20 protein-coding genes are annotated in these 16,373 nt (G+C 63.6%); 16 read left to right on the top strand and 4 right to left on the bottom strand.

Going from position 1 to position 16,373, the window contains the following annotated elements; genetic code table 11:
* From ACIQ17_RS20195 to plsY, 4 genes are all read left to right on the top strand, one after another.
* Nucleotides 1-530 (top strand): aspartate carbamoyltransferase (locus ACIQ17_RS20195; RefSeq protein WP_398470848.1); only part of this gene is annotated, 530 nt, incomplete at its 5' end.
* Between the two features lie 5 nt (nt 531-535).
* The gene (locus ACIQ17_RS20190; protein ID WP_398470847.1) at nt 536-757 is read left to right on the top strand and encodes a hypothetical protein; all 222 of its coding nucleotides are present in this window, start codon (nt 536-538) and stop codon (nt 755-757) included.
* Between the two features lie 4 nt (nt 758-761).
* Entirely contained in the window at nt 762-2,063 is a 1,302-nt protein-coding gene (locus ACIQ17_RS20185) for a dihydroorotase (RefSeq protein WP_398470846.1), read from the top strand.
* A gap of 6 nt (nt 2,064-2,069) precedes the next feature.
* A complete protein-coding gene (gene plsY / locus ACIQ17_RS20180; protein ID WP_398470850.1) occupies nt 2,070-2,660 on the top strand; it encodes a glycerol-3-phosphate 1-O-acyltransferase PlsY in 591 nt (196 codons plus the stop codon).
* A 6-nt stretch (nt 2,661-2,666) separates the two neighbouring features.
* Here the strand turns inward: plsY and ACIQ17_RS20175 are convergent, their stop codons facing one another.
* Nucleotides 2,667-3,125: a hypothetical protein gene (locus tag ACIQ17_RS20175; protein WP_398470845.1), complete on the bottom strand. Its 459-nt coding sequence runs from the start codon at nt 3,123-3,125 to the stop codon at nt 2,667-2,669.
* A gap of 116 nt (nt 3,126-3,241) precedes the next feature.
* Here ACIQ17_RS20175 and dprA point away from each other — a divergent pair, with 116 nt between their 5' ends.
* From dprA to ACIQ17_RS20160, 3 genes are read left to right on the top strand one after another with little or no spacing between them, the layout of a single operon-like run.
* Entirely contained in the window at nt 3,242-4,360 is a 1,119-nt protein-coding gene (gene dprA / locus ACIQ17_RS20170) for a DNA-processing protein DprA (protein ID WP_398470844.1), read from the top strand.
* A 15-nt stretch (nt 4,361-4,375) separates the two neighbouring features.
* The gene (locus tag ACIQ17_RS20165) at nt 4,376-4,618 is read left to right on the top strand and encodes a hypothetical protein (RefSeq protein WP_398470843.1); all 243 of its coding nucleotides are present in this window, start codon (nt 4,376-4,378) and stop codon (nt 4,616-4,618) included.
* Entirely contained in the window at nt 4,611-4,790 is a 180-nt protein-coding gene (locus ACIQ17_RS20160; protein WP_398470842.1) for a hypothetical protein, read from the top strand. The genes ACIQ17_RS20165 and ACIQ17_RS20160 overlap by 8 nt, the downstream gene beginning before the upstream one ends.
* Nucleotides 4,791-4,811: 21 nt before the next feature.
* Here the strand turns inward: ACIQ17_RS20160 and ACIQ17_RS20155 are convergent, their stop codons facing one another.
* Entirely contained in the window at nt 4,812-5,213 is a 402-nt protein-coding gene (locus ACIQ17_RS20155) for a winged helix-turn-helix transcriptional regulator (protein ID WP_398470841.1), read from the bottom strand.
* 77 nt (nt 5,214-5,290) lie between these two features.
* Here ACIQ17_RS20155 and ACIQ17_RS20150 point away from each other — a divergent pair, with 77 nt between their 5' ends.
* On the top strand, nt 5,291-5,899 hold the full coding sequence (locus ACIQ17_RS20150) for an FMN-dependent NADH-azoreductase (protein ID WP_398470840.1): 609 nt from the start codon (nt 5,291-5,293) through the stop codon (nt 5,897-5,899).
* A gap of 45 nt (nt 5,900-5,944) precedes the next feature.
* On the opposite strand, the gene ACIQ17_RS20145 is transcribed toward ACIQ17_RS20150, so the two are convergent.
* Nucleotides 5,945-6,718 (bottom strand): SDR family oxidoreductase, encoded by a 774-nt coding sequence (locus ACIQ17_RS20145; protein WP_398470849.1) that lies wholly within the window; start codon nt 6,716-6,718, stop codon nt 5,945-5,947.
* A 122-nt stretch (nt 6,719-6,840) separates the two neighbouring features.
* Here ACIQ17_RS20145 and ACIQ17_RS20140 point away from each other — a divergent pair, with 122 nt between their 5' ends.
* On the top strand, nt 6,841-7,290 hold the full coding sequence (locus ACIQ17_RS20140; RefSeq protein WP_398470839.1) for a winged helix-turn-helix transcriptional regulator: 450 nt from the start codon (nt 6,841-6,843) through the stop codon (nt 7,288-7,290).
* Nucleotides 7,291-7,296: 6 nt separating this feature from the next.
* On the opposite strand, the gene ACIQ17_RS20135 is transcribed toward ACIQ17_RS20140, so the two are convergent.
* Nucleotides 7,297-7,485, bottom strand: a complete 189-nt coding sequence (locus ACIQ17_RS20135) for a hypothetical protein (RefSeq protein WP_398470838.1) — start codon at nt 7,483-7,485, stop codon at nt 7,297-7,299.
* A gap of 219 nt (nt 7,486-7,704) precedes the next feature.
* Here ACIQ17_RS20135 and topA point away from each other — a divergent pair, with 219 nt between their 5' ends.
* The 7 genes from topA (at nt 7,705) to rpmG (ending at nt 16,212) form a co-directional block, all read left to right on the top strand.
* Nucleotides 7,705-10,452 (top strand): type I DNA topoisomerase, encoded by a 2,748-nt coding sequence (topA, locus tag ACIQ17_RS20130; RefSeq protein ID WP_398470837.1) that lies wholly within the window; start codon nt 7,705-7,707, stop codon nt 10,450-10,452.
* Between the two features lie 2 nt (nt 10,453-10,454).
* Nucleotides 10,455-12,857: a ribonuclease R gene (gene rnr / locus ACIQ17_RS20125; RefSeq protein ID WP_398470836.1), complete on the top strand. Its 2,403-nt coding sequence runs from the start codon at nt 10,455-10,457 to the stop codon at nt 12,855-12,857.
* A gap of 27 nt (nt 12,858-12,884) precedes the next feature.
* Nucleotides 12,885-13,319 carry a DUF983 domain-containing protein gene (locus ACIQ17_RS20120; RefSeq protein WP_398470835.1) on the top strand — a complete coding sequence of 145 codons (435 nt, stop codon included), beginning with the start codon at nt 12,885-12,887 and terminating at the stop codon, nt 13,317-13,319.
* 50 nt (nt 13,320-13,369) lie between these two features.
* The gene (locus tag ACIQ17_RS20115; RefSeq protein ID WP_398470834.1) at nt 13,370-14,101 is read left to right on the top strand and encodes an NUDIX hydrolase; all 732 of its coding nucleotides are present in this window, start codon (nt 13,370-13,372) and stop codon (nt 14,099-14,101) included.
* A gap of 103 nt (nt 14,102-14,204) precedes the next feature.
* Nucleotides 14,205-14,426, top strand: coding sequence for a hypothetical protein (locus ACIQ17_RS20110; RefSeq protein ID WP_398470833.1), 222 nt, complete (start codon nt 14,205-14,207; stop codon nt 14,424-14,426).
* Between the two features lie 164 nt (nt 14,427-14,590).
* A complete protein-coding gene (locus tag ACIQ17_RS20105; protein ID WP_398470832.1) occupies nt 14,591-15,919 on the top strand; it encodes an LLM class flavin-dependent oxidoreductase in 1,329 nt (442 codons plus the stop codon).
* A gap of 125 nt (nt 15,920-16,044) precedes the next feature.
* Complete coding sequence (gene rpmG / locus ACIQ17_RS20100; RefSeq protein WP_211908954.1) at nt 16,045-16,212, top strand: 50S ribosomal protein L33; 168 nt, start codon at nt 16,045-16,047, stop codon at nt 16,210-16,212.
* The last annotated feature ends 161 nt before the right edge of the window (nt 16,213-16,373 follow it).

Here is a 16,373-nt window from a genome sequence, read left to right as displayed (position 1 = left end):
ATGAACACCCGACCCAGGCACTGCTCGACGCGCTGACCATCCGCCGCAACAAGGGCCGGATCGAGGGCCTCGTGATCGCGATCTGCGGCGACGTGCTGCATTCGCGCGTGGCGCGCTCCAACATCATTTTGCTGAACACCATGGGCGCGCGCGTTCGCGTGGTCGGCCCCTCCACGCTGCTGCCACCGGGCATCGAGCGGATGGGCGTCGAAGTGTTTCGCGACATGCGCGAGGGCCTGAACGGCGCGGACATTGTCATGATGCTGCGCCTGCAGCGCGAGCGCATGAACGGCTCCTTCGTGCCGTCCTCCGGCGAATACTTTCAGTATTTCGGCCTCGACCAGAAGAAACTGTCCTACGCCAAGCCGGATGCGCTGGTGATGCATCCCGGCCCGATGAATCGCGGTGTCGAGATCGACTCGCTTGTCGCTGATGGCGCGCAGTCGCTGATCCGCGAACAGGTGGAAATGGGTGTCGCCGTGCGCATGGCGGTGCTGGAAGCGCTGGCGCGCAACCTACCCAATGCGTGACGGCCATGGAGACGCTGCTGTCATTCCTCGTCGGACTGATGCAGCGGAAACTGAAATTCGTCGCGATCCTCGGCACAGTGTTCATCGGCGTGATGCTGTATGTGCAGGGCTTTACGACCCAGAACATCATCTTCGGGATCATCTTTACGGTGATCATCGGACTGTTCGCGATCACGGTCTGGTTCTGGACCACGATCTTCAAATCCATCACGACCAAACGGCGATGATTTCATGCTGACCAACCGCCGCCCCATCCTGCTGGCCAATGCGCGCCTGATCGATCCGTCGCAGACGCTCGACACCACCGGCGACGTCCTCATCGTCGATGGCGTGATCCGCGATGCCAAACGCGGCATCGGCACCGCCGGCGTGCCCGAGGGCACCGAGGTCATCAACTGCGCTGGCAAGGTCGTCGCCCCCGGCCTGATCGACATGCGCGCTTTCGTCGGCGAGCCCGGCGCCAGCCATCGTGAAACCCTGGCCTCGGCGAGCCATGCGGCGGCGGCGGGCGGCATCACCACCATCATCTGTCAGCCGGATACGTCGCCGGCGATCGACAATTCCGCCACCGTCGACTTCGTGCTGCGCCGCGCGCGCGACACGGCCATCGTCAACATCCATCCGATGGCGGCGCTCACAAAGGGCCTCGAAGGCCGCGAGATGACGGAGTTCGGCCTGCTCCGCGCGGCCGGTGCCGTCGCCTTCACCGATGGCCACAAGAGCGTCACCAATGCGCAGGTGATGCGCCGCGCGCTGACCTATGCCCGCGATTTCGACGCGCTGATCGTCCATTACACCGAAGATCCCGCGCTGGTCGGCGAAGGCGTGATGAATGAAGGCGAGCGCGCCTCGCGGCTCGGCCTCACCGGCATCCCGACTGCCGCCGAAGCCATCATGCTGGAACGCGACATGCGCCTGGTCGCGCTGACCGGCGGGCGCTATCACGCCGCCTCGGTGAGCTGTGCGGAGTCGATCGAGATCCTGCAGCGCGCACGTGATGCTGGCTTGCGCGTTTCCGCCTCGGCCTCGATCAATCACCTGACGCTGAACGAGAACGATATCGGGCCCTATCGCTCCTATCTCAAGCTGTCGCCGCCGCTGCGCACCGAAGACGATCGCCGCGCGCTGGTGGACGCCGTGGCATCCGGCCTGATCGACGTCATCATGTCAGACCACAATCCGCAGGACGTCGAGACCAAGCGACTGCCCTTCGCCGAAGCCGAGCCCGGCGCCATCGGCCTCGAGACCATGCTGTCCGCCGGCCTGCGCCTGCTGCACAATGGCGAGCTCAGCCTCACGCAGCTGATTTCGGCGATGTCCACGAAGCCGGCCGAACTGCTCGGCCTCCCCGGCGGCACGCTGCGCGCGGGCTCCGTCGCCGATGTCATCGTCATCGATACCGATGTGCCGTGGGTGCTGGATCCCGCCGATCTCAAATCGCAATGCAAGAACACGCCTTTCGACGAGGCGCGTTTCACCGGCCGCGTCATCCGCACGATCGTTGGCGGGCGCACCGTCTATGAGCACGTCTAAGGGACGATCATGAACCCGCTCTATATCCTCGCCGCCGCTTTCGGATATCTGCTCGGCTCGATCCCGTTCGGCCTGCTGATCACGAAAATGGCCGGCACCGAAGACATTCGCGGCATTGGCTCCGGCAATATCGGCGCCACCAATGTGCTGCGCACCGGCCGCAAGGGCCTCGCCGCCGGCACGCTGGTCTGCGACGCGCTGAAAGGCACGATCCCCGTCGTCATCATGGGCATGCTGGGCGGGCCGATCCCGGCGATGATCGCCGCCGTCGCTGCATTTCTCGGCCACCTCTTTCCGGTCTGGCTCGGCTTCAAGGGCGGCAAGGGTGTGGCGACCTATATCGGCGTGATGCTCGGCTTGTTCTGGCCGGCGGCGCTGATCTTCTGCATCGCCTGGCTCGCCACCGCCATGACCTCGCGCTACTCGTCCTTCGCGGCGCTGACCGCCAGCGCCCTGACGCCGATGTTCCTGTGGTACATGAAGGCCCCTCAACTCGCGATCCTCGGCGCGGCACTGACCGTGCTGCTCTGGTTCATGCACCGTGAAAACATCAAGCGACTGCTGAACGGGACCGAAGGCAAGATCGGGAAGAAGTAGTCCGATCTAGAACACCCGCGCCCCCTGCTTCGCATCCAGGTCGAATTCCCAGATCTCCACGCCTGGGCCGACCAGATGGCCATGGCACTTGATGTAATGCGAGATCAGGCTGACGCGGGATTGCGGATGCAGGTGCCGCAGCGCGAACAGGATCTTGCGGTAGTCGCGCGGCGCCGCACTGAACTGCAGGATGGCCTCGTTCAGCCCGCGGATTTTTGCGCAGGGCACATTGCCCGAGACCGTCCAGGTGTACGACTTGCACTCCACGATGATGCGTGGGCTGGCACTGCCGAGATCGAAGCGCTTCTTCCGGAACGAGCGATGGCCGACCGGCAACGAGTAGTTCGGCGCCAACATGACGCCTTCGGAGTGGAAGAACAGCTGAGCGGCTTCCTCGAACTCACGCCCGACGGCGACGTTGCTCGATGCGCCCGGCCGCTGAAAATTGTTCACGTCCCACAGCATTGCCGACATCACTGAACACAAGCCAGACGGGCTCACCCCTACTCTCGCACCTTAAATGCGAATGTCAATTGAATGCATCCTCGAGTTGATTAAGCTGATCCGCGGGGGAGTTCAGCTTGACCGACACCGGAAATGCATCGATCCGCCTGAGTGAAGCGCAGCGGCGCGACTGGCTGCGTCTGATCCGCAGCGAGAATGTGGGGCCGCGGACCTTTCGTGCGCTGATCAATCAGTTCGGCAGTGCACGCGCGGCGCTGGAGCGCCTGCCCGACCTTGCCCGGCGCGGCGGCGCCATGCGCGGCGGGCGCGTCTGCAGCCACGATGAAGCCGACCAGGAAATCGCACGCGGCCACCGGATCGGCGTCGCGCTGGTCGCGCCCGGCGAGGCCGGCTATCCGCCACGGCTGGCCGCGATCGATGATGCGCCGCCCCTGCTCGGCATGCGCGGCAATCGCGACGCCATGGCACGGCCGATGATCGCCATCGTCGGCTCCCGCAACGCCTCGGGTGCCGGGCTGAAATTCGCGGAAAGACTGGCACGCGAGCTCGCCGACGCCGAATTCGTCGTCATTTCCGGCCTTGCCCGCGGCATCGATCAGGCCGCGCATCATGCCAGCGCTGCGGCCGGCAGCGTTGCCGTGCTGGCGGGCGGACATGACCGGATCTATCCGCCCGAGCATGAGGACCTGCTGTGCGACCTGCTGGCCTTTGGTGGCGCCATTTCGGAAATGCCGCTCGGCCATGTGCCGCGGGCCCGTGACTTTCCCCGCCGCAACCGGCTGATCTCCGGCGCGGCGCTGGGCGTGGTCATCATCGAGGCCGCAGAGCGCTCGGGCTCGCTGATCACCGCGCGCATGGCGGCCGAACAGGGCCGCGAGGTGTTCGCGGTCCCCGGCTCACCGCTTGATCCCCGCGCCGCCGGCACCAACCGGCTGATCAAGCAGGGCGCGACCCTGGTGACCGAGGCGGACGATATCATCAATGCCGTCGCGCCGATCATGGAGCGGCCGATCGAACTGCCGAGCCGCGAGCCGGACGACGAGGTGTCTTTCGATGAGCCCGACGACAGCGATCGCGCCCGCATCATCGGCCTGCTCGGGCCGAGCCCGATCGGCATCGACGACCTGATCCGGCTGGCGAAAGTGTCGCCGACGACGGTGCGCGTGGTGCTGCTGGAGTTGGAGCTCGCGGGACGGCTGGAGCGGCACGGCGGCGGGCTGGTGTCGATGATGTAGCGATGTATGGGAAGCATGAACATGGCAGGAAAAAACGCCCGCAACGAAGCGCTGAAATTGATAGCAAACTGGTTCAATGGTGCGTCGTTGACCATTGCGGGCGCCGGTGTCGCGCTGCCCATTCTGTCGCGATATCTCGATATCGGCACAGCGATTTGGCGACCGGAGTTGTTCTGGAACTCGATCGTCATTTGCATCGGTTGCGCCGTGATCCTACATTTGCTCGGCCAGTATATGGTAGGAGCCATCAATGACTGATCAGGACATCCAGATACTGTTGGCACCGGTCGCCGTAACCGCAGCTTTTGCCGTGACAGGCTTGCTTTTGCGTCGCCACATCATCCGAAAATATCGAATTGAGAACGAGCCTAAGCTTGAGGGGCAGTCTGCGCCGTCGTCTCATCTCGCCGACACATCAAAGTCGCGGTAGCCCGCGGAGCAGATCCTGACGCTACCCGCCATCGCCATCGAACTTCTCCCGCGCGCTCGTGATCTCCGGCAGATGATTGAGTGCCCAGCTACCAAGCGCCTTGACCGGCTCCGACAAGCCTCGACCGAGTTCTGTCAGTTCGTAATCAACCCTCGGCGGAATGGTCGGATAGACCGTACGCGTGACGAGGCCATCGCGTTCGAGCCCGCGCAGAGTCAGCGTCAGCATGCGCTGCGAGACGCCGCCGATCATGCGCTTCAGTTCGTTGAACCGACGCGGCCCATCACCCAGCATCATGATGACCAGGACGCTCCATTTGTCGCCGACGCGCGACAGCACCGAGGCGACGCCCCGGCAATCGCTATGGGCGGGATCGTGCTGATGGGGCGGCGTGGCAGGCACATGTGTGTGCTCGGGTTTCAAAATAGTGCCTTCTTGTGCGGGTTCTGACAGTCACTCATGTAGCGTTGGTTACAAACCAATACCATAGGTGACCGACCATGAACCTCCTCCACATCGACTCCAGCGTCCTTGGCCCTCATTCCGTCAGCCGGCAGGTCTCGGCCGCCGTGACCGAACGGCTCGCAAAAGCCCAGCCCGGCATCGCGGTGATCTATCGCGACCTCAGTGCCGATCCCCTGTCGCACCTTTCCGGCTCGCATCTGGCGGCTGCGCAAGGCGGTGCAACGGACGCCGCATTGCAGGGCGACCTTGCCGCCGGCCAAGCCGCGCTCGACGAGTTCCTGGCCGCGGACATCGTGGTCATCGGCGCCCCCATGTACAATTTTACCATCCCGACTCAGCTCAAGGCCTGGATCGATCGTATTCTGGTGGCCGGCAAGACGTTCAAATATGGCGCCAACGGCCCGGAAGGCCTCGCCGGCGACAAGCGCGTCATCGTCGCGATCTCGCGCGGCGGCTTCTATCGCGCCGACACCCCGGCCGCGGCCGGCGAACATCTCGAAACCTATCTGCGCTGGGTGTTCGGTTTCATCGGCGTGACGAATGTAGAGTTCATCGCCGCCGATGGCATCGCGGTTGGGCCGGAGATGCGCGAGAAGGCCGTGAATGGCGCGCTGCAGGCGGCGACCGATTTGCGCGCGGCTTGAATCATCGGAGCGCGTGCAACAAGCACGCGCTCCGTCGATGCGCGATTACCCGCGAAATGCCGGCGCACCGGCCGGCGACGCTGTCGATCCGCCATCCACGAAGATCTCCGCGCCCTGCACGTTCGATGAATCATCGGACGCCAGGAAGAGCACGGTCTTCGCGACCTCGTCCGGCTTGCCCATGCGGCCGAGCGGGATCGTCTGCGAGAGCCGCTTTTCGAAGGCGTTGAACGCATCCGGCGTCGGCGCGACACGATCCCAGATCGGCGTGGCCGTTGCGCCGGGCGAGACGACATTGACACGAATGCCGCGCGGCGACAGTTCGGACGCCATCACGCGCGCCATCGCACGCACGCCGGCCTTGCTCGCTGCATAAGCGGAGTAACCGGGATTGCCGAGCACGGAGATCACCGAACCGTTGAGGATGATCGATGCGTTGTCGTTGAGATGTGCGACGGCAGCTTGAACCGTGAAAAACACGGCAGTGATGTTGGTCTTGAGCACGGCCTCGAACACATCGAGGGTGGTGCCGCCGACCGGCGTATTGCCGGCGATACCAGCATTGGCAAAAACGACGTCCAGCTTGCCGAATTTGGCGACAGCTTCGGCCACTGCCCGCTCGGTCGCCGCGATGTCGGTGGCATCAGCCACGATACCAATCGCGTTGCTGCCGAGCTCCTGAACCGCCTTATCCAGCCTGGCTTTGTCTCGCCCAGTGATGGCGACTTTCGCGCCTTCCGCGACGAACAGTTTTGCCGTCGTCAGCCCGATTCCGCTGTTGCCGCCCGTGATGAGCGCCGTCTTGCCTGCCAACCGCATCATGATCTCCTGCCAAATCAGTTGCTTTTTGCAACCGAATTGCCAAATAGAGCCAGTGGTTTCATAATGCAACCAGTTAGGGCGCCGATCACGGGAACGTTTGATCGGACAAGGAGAGGTTCATGGCGAAACGTACCAGCCTGAAAGGCGCGGCCTGCCCCATCGCACGCTCGATGGAGGCCATTGGCGATTGCTGGTCGATGCTCATCATTCGCGACGCCATGCTCGGCAAACGGCGCTTCGGTGAGTTTCAGAAGAGCCTCGGTGTGGCCAAGAACATTCTGACGGTCCGACTGCGGACATTGGTGGAGGATGGCATTCTGACCCTCGCCCAGTCCGCCGATGGCGGCGCCTATCAGGACTATGTGCTGACCGACAAGGGCCGGGCTGTTTTCCCGATCATGGTGGCGTTGCGGGAATGGGCGGAGGACTACGCCTTCACCCCCGGCGAAGAGACCAACATCCTGGTCGATCGCGAGACCGGCCAGCGCGTCGGCAGGCTCGAACTTCACGCCGCCGACGGTCGATTGCTCGGTTATGGCGACACCACGATCAAGCCGGCGGTCGCGTGAGCGGCCTCACCGCCCCCGCAGCCTGAGCCGCTCTTCCGCTTCCAGATGCGCCATGTCGAGCAGGTAGGCGAGCATCTCCAGCCGGTGCCGCCGGGCCAACCGGGCGAGATCGTGAACCGCACCCTTTATGTAATGCGCGGCCTCCGCCGGCCCGCCGTCGCTCGGGGGCTGGTCATCGTCGCCGTTCAATGTCATGGACCCGTCCGGGCTGGATTCAACCATAATGAGAGCTTGAGAATAACACTCATAAGTTGAAATATACAACCAAAATCGCACGACTTCGGTTGTACCAGGCCGTTGGGCTCCAAAGGCCGATTTGACACGGGCCCCCTTCGCACCCATGTTCGCCGCGAAACGGCGGGCGCGACTCTGGCGCGAAACGGCCGATTTCCCCCGCTAAACTATTGGAAAGTCATGAATCTCGTCATCGTGGAGTCGCCTTCCAAGGCCAAGACGATCAACAAGTATCTGGGCAAGGACTATGAAGTCCTGGCGTCCTTTGGCCATGTCCGCGACCTCCCGGCGAAGAACGGCTCCGTCGATCCCGACGCCGATTTCCAGATGATCTGGGAAGTGGACCCCAAGGCGAACAGCCGGCTCAACGACATCGCGAAAGCGGTCAAGGGCGCCGACAAGCTCATTCTGGCGACCGACCCTGATCGTGAGGGCGAAGCGATCTCCTGGCACGTGCTCGAAGTGCTGAAGCAGAAGCGCGCGCTGAAGGACCAGAAGATCGAGCGCGTGGTGTTCAACGCCATCACCAAGCAGGCCGTCTCCGACGCGATGAAGAACCCGCGTGAGATCGACGGCGCGCTGGTGGACGCCTATATGGCGCGCCGCGCCCTCGACTATCTCGTCGGTTTCACACTCTCCCCGGTGTTGTGGCGCAAGCTGCCGGGCGCCCGCTCGGCCGGCCGCGTGCAGTCGGTGGCGCTGCGCCTCGTCTGCGACCGCGAGCAGGAAATCGAGAAATTCGTTCCGCGCGAATACTGGTCGCTGGTGACCACGCTGGCGACGCCGCGCGGCGACAGTTTTGAAGCGCGCCTGGTCGGCGCCGACGGCAAGAAGATCCAGCGCCTCGATATCGGCACCGGCGCGGAAGCCGAGGACTTCAAGAAGGCGATCGACGCTGCGGCATTCTCGGTCAGCACCGTCGACGCAAAACCGGCACGCCGCAATCCGCAGGCGCCCTTCACCACATCGACGCTGCAGCAGGAAGCCAGCCGCAAGCTCGGCTTTGCGCCTGCGCATACGATGCGCATCGCGCAGCGCCTGTATGAAGGCATCGATATCGGCGGCGAAACCACCGGTCTCATCACCTATATGCGAACCGACGGCGTGACCATCGACGCGTCCGCCATCACGCAGGCGCGCTCGGTGATCGGCGAGGACTACGGCAAGGAGTATGTGCCGGAGACCGCGCGCCAATATACGAGCAAGGCAAAGAATGCGCAGGAAGCGCATGAAGCGATCCGCCCCACCGACATGTCGCGTCGCCCTGCCAGCCTGAAGGCGCGGCTCGATCAAGATCAGTATCGCCTCTACGAACTCGTCTGGATGCGCACCGTCGCCAGCCAGATGGAGTCGGCCGAGATGGAACGCACCACCGTGGACATCACCGCCAAGGCCGGCGCCCGCGTGCTGGAGCTGCGCGCCACCGGCCAGGTGGTGAAGTTCGATGGCTTCCTCGCCGTCTATCAGGAAGGCCGTGACGACGACGCCGACGACGAGGATTCACGCCGCCTGCCCGCCATGAGCGTGGGCGAAGCGCTGAAGAAAGAGAACCTCGCCGTCACCCAGCATTTTACCGAGCCGCCACCGCGTTTCTCGGAAGCGTCCCTCGTGAAGCGGATGGAAGAGCTCGGCATCGGCCGGCCCTCGACCTATGCGTCGATCCTCGATGTGCTGAAGGCGCGTGGCTATGTGAAGCTCGAGAAGAAGCGCCTCTATGGCGAGGACAAGGGCCGCGTCGTCGTGGCCTTCCTCGAGAACTTCTTCGCGCGCTATGTCGAATATGATTTCACCGCATCGCTGGAAGAGAATCTCGACAGGATCTCCAACAACGAGATTTCGTGGAAAGAGGTGCTGCGCGATTTCTGGACCGGCTTCATCGGCGCCGTCGACGACATCAAGGAGCTGCGCGTCGCGCAGGTGCTGGATGTGCTCGACGACATGCTCGGCCCGCACATCTATCCGCCACGCGAGGATGGCGGTGATCCCCGCCAGTGCCCGACCTGCGGCACCGGTCGCCTGAATCTCAAGGCCGGCAAGTTCGGCGCCTTTGTCGGCTGCTCGAACTATCCGGAATGCCGCCACACCCGTCCGCTCGCCGCCGACAGTGCGGCGACTGCGGATCGCGTGCTTGGCGAAGATCCGGATACGGGCTTTGAAGTCGCCGTGAAGGCCGGACGCTTCGGGCCTTACATCCAGCTCGGCGACGCCAAGAATTACGAGGAAGGCGAGAAGCCGAAGCGCGCAGGCATTCCGAAGAACACATCGCCCAGCGATGTCGATCTCGAACTGGCGCTGAAGCTGCTCTCGCTGCCGCGCGAAATCGGCAAGCATCCGGAAACGGGTGAGCCGATCACCGCGGGCCTCGGCCGTTTCGGGCCGTTCGTGAAGCATGAGAAGACCTATGCCAGCCTGGAAGCCGGCGACGAGGTGTTCGATATCGGCCTCAACCGTGCCGTGACGCTGATCGCCGAAAAGATCGCCAAGGGCCCGTCGGGTCGCCGCTTCGGCGCCGATCCCGGCAAGCCGCTCGGCGAGCATCCGGCCCTCGGCGGCATCGCGGTGAAGAACGGCCGCTATGGCGCCTATGTCACCGCGGGCGGCGTGAACGCGACGATCCCGAATGACAAGACACCGGACACCATCACCGTGGCCGAAGCCATCGCGCTGCTCGACGAGCGCGCGGCCAAGGGCGGCGGCAAGGTGAAGAAGGTCGCGAAGAAGAAGGCGGCGCCGAAGAAGGCTGCGAAGAAGGCAGATTCTGCTGACGGCGATGACAAGCCGGCCAAGAAGGCCGTTGCCAAGAAGGCTGCCAAGCCGAAGGCCGCAGCCGCCAGCAAGGCGCGCGCGCCGGTGACCAAGAAGACCGTAGCGAAGAAGGCCACGGCCAAGAAGGCTGCGCCCAAGAAGAGCGCGAGCAAGAACGGGTAGTTGTGGCCAAGAAACGCGCTGAGATACGCGACAAATCACGCGACACCGGCTTTCCGTCGAGGGACGCCATCATCGCGTTCATTCGCGCTTATCCTGGCAAGATCGGCACCCGCGAGATCGCGCGGGAATTCGGCCTCAAGAATGCAGCACGCGTCGAACTGAAGCGCGTGCTGCGCGAGCTGGTGGCCGAAGGCGCCATTGCCAAGAAGGGCAAGGAAGTCCGCGAGCCCAAGGGCCTGCCCTCCACCGTGCTCGTCGATATCGCCACCCGCGATACGGATGGCGAATTGATCGCCACGCCGGTCGAATGGGACGAGACCGACGGCCGCCCGCCGCGCATCCGCATTCACACCCCGCGCCGTCCCCTGCCCGGCACCGCAGCCGGCGTGGGCGACCGCGCACTCGTTCGCATCGAGAAGATCGAGGACGACGAGGCTTCCTCCTATCGCGGCCGCGTCATCAAGGTGCTCGACGGCGCGCGCACGCGGCTGCTCGGCATCTATCGCACGCTCCCGAATGGCGGCGGACGCATGGTCCCCGTCGACAAGAAACAGGCCGGCCGCGAACTCAACATCGCCGCGTCTGATGCCAATGGCGCCGAGGACGGCGATCTCGTCAGCGTCGACCTGATCCGCACCCGTGGCTATGGCTTGGCGTCAGGCAAGGTGAAGGAGCGTCTCGGCTCGCTGTCGTCGGAGAAGGCGATCAGCCTGATCGCGATCCATTCCCACGACATCCCGCAGAATTTTTCACGCAGCGCCTTGCAGGAAGCCGAGGCTGCCAGGCCCGCCGCGCTGAAGGGCCGCGAGGACTGGCGCGAGGTGCCCCTGGTCACCATCGATCCGCCCGATGCCAAGGATCACGACGACGCCGTCTATGCGGAGGTCGATCCCGACAATGAAGACGGCATGATCGTCACCGTCGCCATCGCCGATGTCGCCTTCTATGTGCGGCCCGGCTCGGCACTGGACAGCGATGCGCTCCAGCGCGGCAACTCGGTCTATTTCCCGGATCGTGTCGTGCCGATGCTGCCGGAACGCATCTCCAACGATCTCTGCTCGCTGGTCCCTGGCGAGCCGCGCGGCGCGCTCGCGGTGCGCATGGTGTTCGACGAGGATGGGCGAAAGGTCTCGCACTCGTTCCACCGCATCCTGATGCGCTCGGCGGCGAAGCTTTCCTACGCACAGGCGCAGGCGGCGATCGACGGCAGGCCGGATGACATCACCGGCCCCATCCTCGATCCGATCCTGAAGCCGCTCTGGGCTGCCTACAAGCTCGTGAAGCAGGCGCGTGACGAGCGCAGCCCGCTCGAGCTCGAACTGCCCGAGCGAAAGATCCTGCTCAAGAAGGATGGCACTGTCGATCGCGTCATCGTGCCGGATCGGCTCGATGCCCATAAGCTGATCGAAGAGTTCATGATCCTCGCCAATGTCGCGGCGGCGGAGACGCTCGAAAAGAAGGGCCTCCCGCTCATCTATCGCGTACATGACGAGCCGACCGTCGAGAAGGTTCACAATCTCGCGGAATTCCTCAAGACGCTCGATATGCCCTTCGCGAAAGCGGGCGCGCTGCGGCCTTCGGTGTTCAACCGCATCCTGTCGCAGGTGAAGGGCCACGATTCCGAGCCGCTGGTGAATGAAGTGGTGCTGCGTTCGCAGGCGCAGGCGGAATATGCCTCGGAGAACTACGGGCACTTTGGCCTGAACCTGCGGCGCTACGCACATTTCACCTCGCCGATCAGGCGATACGCGGACCTGGTCGTGCATCGCGCGCTGATCCGCGCGCTCGGCCTCGGCGAAGGCGCCCTGCCCGACACCGAAACACCGGAAACACTGGCAGAGGTCTCCGCGCAGATCTCCGCCACCGAGCGCCGCGCCATGAAGGCGGAGCGCGAGACCACCGACCGGCTGATCGCACACTTTTTGGCCGACAAGATCGGCGCCAGCTTCCAGGGCCGGATTTCCGGGGTCACCAAGGTTGGACTCTTTGTCAAATTGACCGAGACCGGTGCCGATGGCTTGGTGCCGATCAGGACGTTGGGCTCGGAATATTTCAACTATGACGAGGCCCGGCACGCTTTGATCGGAACGCGCTCCGGCGCGATGTACCGTTTGGGCGATGTCGTCGATGTCCGTCTGGTCGAGGCGGCACCGATCGCCGGTGCGCTGCGATTTGAAATGCTGTCCGAGGGCAATGAGGCGCCTCGACGAGCGCGACGTGAGCAAGGCCGCAGCAAGGGCGCTGACGACCGCGAACGCCATCCGAATACGACGAAGTACAAATCGTCGAAGAAATCGAAGCCCGGCAAGAATGCGCGGGTGCAGAGCAAGGCAAAGAAGACATTGGCCAAAGCCGGCCGCGCTTCCCGCTCGACGGGCGGCAAGCCGAAGCGAGGCAAATCGTAACGAAGCTGTCCTGAGCGAGACCAAGCCATGATGACGCTGACCACGCCGAAGACCTTTACCAAGACCTGGACCAACGCCGCCGATCCCACCGCCAAGCGCGACATGTGGACCGCGATGAAGCGCGGCTTCTTCTGCCGCTGTCCGAATTGCGGTGAAGGCAAGATGTTTCGCGCCTTCCTGAAGACTGCCGATCACTGCGATCGCTGCGGCCAGGAACTGAACGGCCATCGCGCGGACGACCTGCCCGCTTATCTCGTGATCGTCATTGTCGGCCATATCGTGGTGCCGATCGCCCTGTGGATCGAGACCAATTATTCGCCGTCGGTCGCGCTGCAGCTCGCGATCTACCTGCCTCTCTCGCTGATCGCATCGCTCTGGCTGTTGCAGCCGGTGAAGGGAGCCGTTGTCGGATTGCAATGGGCTCTGCGCATGCACGGGTTTGGCGACGGCCACGAGCACTGATAGGTTGCCGTCCCCTAACAAACGCGAAGAAAAGATTTCTAGGAGACGGAATGAGCGACGCAGTAGAAGTCGGCAAGGAAGCCGATCATCATCCCTATAAGCGCCCGCGCGATGCGGCGACGCTGATGCTGGTCGATCGCTCCGGGCCGATTCCCAAAGTGCTGGTAGGCAAGCGCCACGACAAGGTGGTGTTCATGCCGGGCAAGTTCGTCTTCCCCGGCGGCAGTGTCGACAAGACCGACAACCGCGTGCCGGTGGCAGCCCCGATGCCCGCAGCGCTGGAAGCCAATCTGATGAAGGGCAGCCCGAAGACGCCGCCATCGCGCGCCCGGTCGCTGGCGATCGCCGCCATTCGCGAAGCCTGCGAAGAGACTGGCCTCTGCCTCGGTTGCAAGGCCGAAGGCCCCGTCAAGAAGCTCAACGGTCCCTGGCAGGCCTTCAGCGATGCCGGCCTCCTCCCCGATCCCTCCGGCCTGTTCCTGATCGCCCGCGCGATCACGCCACCCGGCCGCATCAAGCGCTTCGATACCCGCTTCTTCACCGCCGACGCTTCGTCGATCGCGCACCGAGTCGAAGGTGTAGTTCATGCGGATGCGGAACTGGTGGAACTGGTCTGGGTCGAACTCGGCTCGCCCCATCTCGCCGATGCGCATGCAATGACCAAGAACGTGCTCAATCAGTTGCAAAAACGGCTGGCACTCGGGCCCTTACACCATGATGCGCCGCTGCCATTTTTCCATTGGTATGATGGTAAGATGCAAATGGACATGATACCGGCGTGATGCGAGAAAGCGCCGCATCCGCCGCGTTTTCACTATTTTTTTAACGCATCTATCTACCCGGGCGACTAACAACGACAGCGCCGTAACCAAGGAGCTTTCGTTCATGGGACAGATGCAGAGGTTCGAGGAAACAGAGACCTCGACCTTCACACCTGTGTCGCTCGGCTACCGGCAGATGGCGTCGTCACTGGGAAAGAAAGCGAGCGTATCGAGCGACCCGCGCGAGATTCGCGAATTGCTCGAGCTCGCCAAATCCTGGCTTCTGCTCGCCGAGAACGAAGAGCTGATGGCGAGCGAAGCACGCAGCATGTCATCCCGCTTCTGATTCCAGTCTCCCGTCATTCCGGCACGCGCTCCCTGGTCCGCCCCCGGAATGACGGCATTCTCCGCCCGAACTACAATTCGCAATAATCTTCTTGTGAGCGACTACTGCTCCCGCGCGGCCGCATGCCTATCTGTTCCCCACCAGCATCACGGGGAAAAAACCAGATGGCGAAGCGTCAGTTGAAGCTCGGGGCCTTCATGCGGCCGGTCTCAATCCATACCGGCGCCTGGCGCTATCCCGGCGCCGTGCCGGATGCGAATTTCAATTTCCCGCTGCTGAAACAGATGATCCGCAAGCTGGAGGCCGGCAAGTTCGACGCCTTCTTCATGGCCGATCATCTCGCCGTACTGAACATGCCCGTCGAAGCACTGAAGCGCAGCCATACGGTGACGTCTTTCGAGCCGTTCACGCTGTTGTCGGCGCTTGCTGCGGTGACGGAACATATCGGTCTCGTCGCCACCGGCTCGACGACCTTCGATGCGCCCTATCACGTGGCCCGCCGCTTTGCCTCCCTCGATCATATCTCCGAAGGGCGCGCCGGCTGGAACATCGTGACCACATCCAATCCCGATGCGGCGCTGAATTTCGGCCTCGACGATCACATGGAGCACGCCGAGCGCTACAAGCGCGCGCGTGAATTCTATGACGTCGTTACCGGCCTGTGGGATTCCTTCGCCGACGATGCCTTTCCGCGCGATGCGGAGAGCGGCATCTACATGGACCCCACGAGGATGCATGTGCTCGATCACAAGGGCGCCTATCTCAAGGTCCGCGGTCCGCTGAACATCGCGCGCCCCGTGCAGGGCTGGCCAGTGATCGTGCAGGCCGGTGCATCCGAGGACGGCAGGCAGCTCGCCGCCGAAACGGCGGAGGCGGTCTTCACCGGCGGCGGCCCGATCGCCGATGCGCAAAAGCTCTATGCCGACATCAAGGGCCGGATGGCGAAGCTCGGCCGCGATCCCGATCACCTCAAGATCCTGCCTGGCGCTTTCGTGGTGATCGGCGACAGTATCGAGGAAGCCAAGGAGAAGCGCGCGCTGCTCGACAGCAAGGTGCATTACGCCAATGCCATCGCCTCGCTCTCGATCAATCTCGGCACCGACGCGTCCGGCTTCGATCCCGATGCCCCGCTGCCGGAGGATATCCCCGACACCAACGCTTCCAAGAGCGGCCGTGAGCGCGTCATTGCCCTCGCCCGGCGGGAGAACCTGACCGTCCGCCAGCTCGCCCAGCGGCTCGGCGGCTATGCCGGCTCGGCCTTTGTGGGGACGCCCCAGACCATAGCCGACCAGATGCAGGAATGGCTGGAAACCGAGGCGTCCGACGGGTTCAACATCATGTTCCCCTACCTGCCGGAGGGGCTGAACGAGTTCGTGAACCGGGTGGTCCCGGAACTGCAGCGGCGTGGAATCTTCCGGACCGAGTACGAAGGACGCACCTTGCGCGAGAATCTGGGGCTGCCGAGGCCCGAAAACCGCTTCTTTCCGGGGTAAGGGGCGGAAAACACCGGATTTACCGCCGCGGAAAACCTTGACTTTAGGGCGTTCGGGGCTAGGTTGCGCGCCAACACGGCCAGTTCTCTGGCTGTCACCCGATTCCTGACATTCAGAGGTTCACCATGGCCAAAGCGGTCACCATCAAGATCAAGCTCGTCTCCACCGCGGATACCGGCTTCTACTACACCGCCAAGAAGAACTCGCGCACCATGACCGACAAGATGGTCAAGAAGAAGTACGACCCGGTCGCGCGCAAGCATGTCGAGTTCAAGGAAGCGAAGATCAAGTAAGCGCTGGACACAGCTGCTGACGGATTTGACGGCGCCGCAAGGCGCCGTTTTTCGTTGGTGGGGATGCCCAGTGATCTCCCTCCCCCAAGCCGCGAAGCGGCGCAGTGGGGAGGGTGGCGCGGAGCGCCGGGTGGGGTCTATCCCCACGTGACAGATCGGAA

This window comes from Tardiphaga sp., from assembly GCF_044340795.1.
Classification (GTDB): Bacteria; Pseudomonadota; Alphaproteobacteria; order Rhizobiales; family Xanthobacteraceae; genus Tardiphaga.
The sequence above is the reverse complement of the archived record's forward strand: the minus strand, read 5'-3'. Positions and strand labels throughout refer to the sequence as shown.

Coding starts and splice junctions, on each gene's coding strand:
- ACIQ17_RS20150 (WP_398470840.1), top strand. CDS start 5,291: ATGAACCTCCTCCACATCGACTCCAGCGTCCTTGGCCCTCATTCCGTC.
- topA (WP_398470837.1), top strand. CDS start 7,705: ATGAATCTCGTCATCGTGGAGTCGCCTTCCAAGGCCAAGACGATCAAC.
- ACIQ17_RS20140 (WP_398470839.1), top strand. CDS start 6,841: ATGGCGAAACGTACCAGCCTGAAAGGCGCGGCCTGCCCCATCGCACGC.
- ACIQ17_RS20145 (WP_398470849.1), bottom strand. CDS start 6,718: ATGCGGTTGGCAGGCAAGACGGCGCTCATCACGGGCGGCAACAGCGGA.
- ACIQ17_RS20120 (WP_398470835.1), top strand. CDS start 12,885: ATGATGACGCTGACCACGCCGAAGACCTTTACCAAGACCTGGACCAAC.
- ACIQ17_RS20135 (WP_398470838.1), bottom strand. CDS start 7,485: ATGACATTGAACGGCGACGATGACCAGCCCCCGAGCGACGGCGGGCCG.
- ACIQ17_RS20185 (WP_398470846.1), top strand. CDS start 762: ATGCTGACCAACCGCCGCCCCATCCTGCTGGCCAATGCGCGCCTGATC.
- rpmG (WP_211908954.1), top strand. CDS start 16,045: ATGGCCAAAGCGGTCACCATCAAGATCAAGCTCGTCTCCACCGCGGAT.
- ACIQ17_RS20110 (WP_398470833.1), top strand. CDS start 14,205: ATGGGACAGATGCAGAGGTTCGAGGAAACAGAGACCTCGACCTTCACA.
- ACIQ17_RS20190 (WP_398470847.1), top strand. CDS start 536: ATGGAGACGCTGCTGTCATTCCTCGTCGGACTGATGCAGCGGAAACTG.
- ACIQ17_RS20175 (WP_398470845.1), bottom strand. CDS start 3,125: ATGCTGTGGGACGTGAACAATTTTCAGCGGCCGGGCGCATCGAGCAAC.
- ACIQ17_RS20160 (WP_398470842.1), top strand. CDS start 4,611: ATGACTGATCAGGACATCCAGATACTGTTGGCACCGGTCGCCGTAACC.
- ACIQ17_RS20165 (WP_398470843.1), top strand. CDS start 4,376: ATGAACATGGCAGGAAAAAACGCCCGCAACGAAGCGCTGAAATTGATA.
- ACIQ17_RS20105 (WP_398470832.1), top strand. CDS start 14,591: ATGGCGAAGCGTCAGTTGAAGCTCGGGGCCTTCATGCGGCCGGTCTCA.
- ACIQ17_RS20115 (WP_398470834.1), top strand. CDS start 13,370: ATGAGCGACGCAGTAGAAGTCGGCAAGGAAGCCGATCATCATCCCTAT.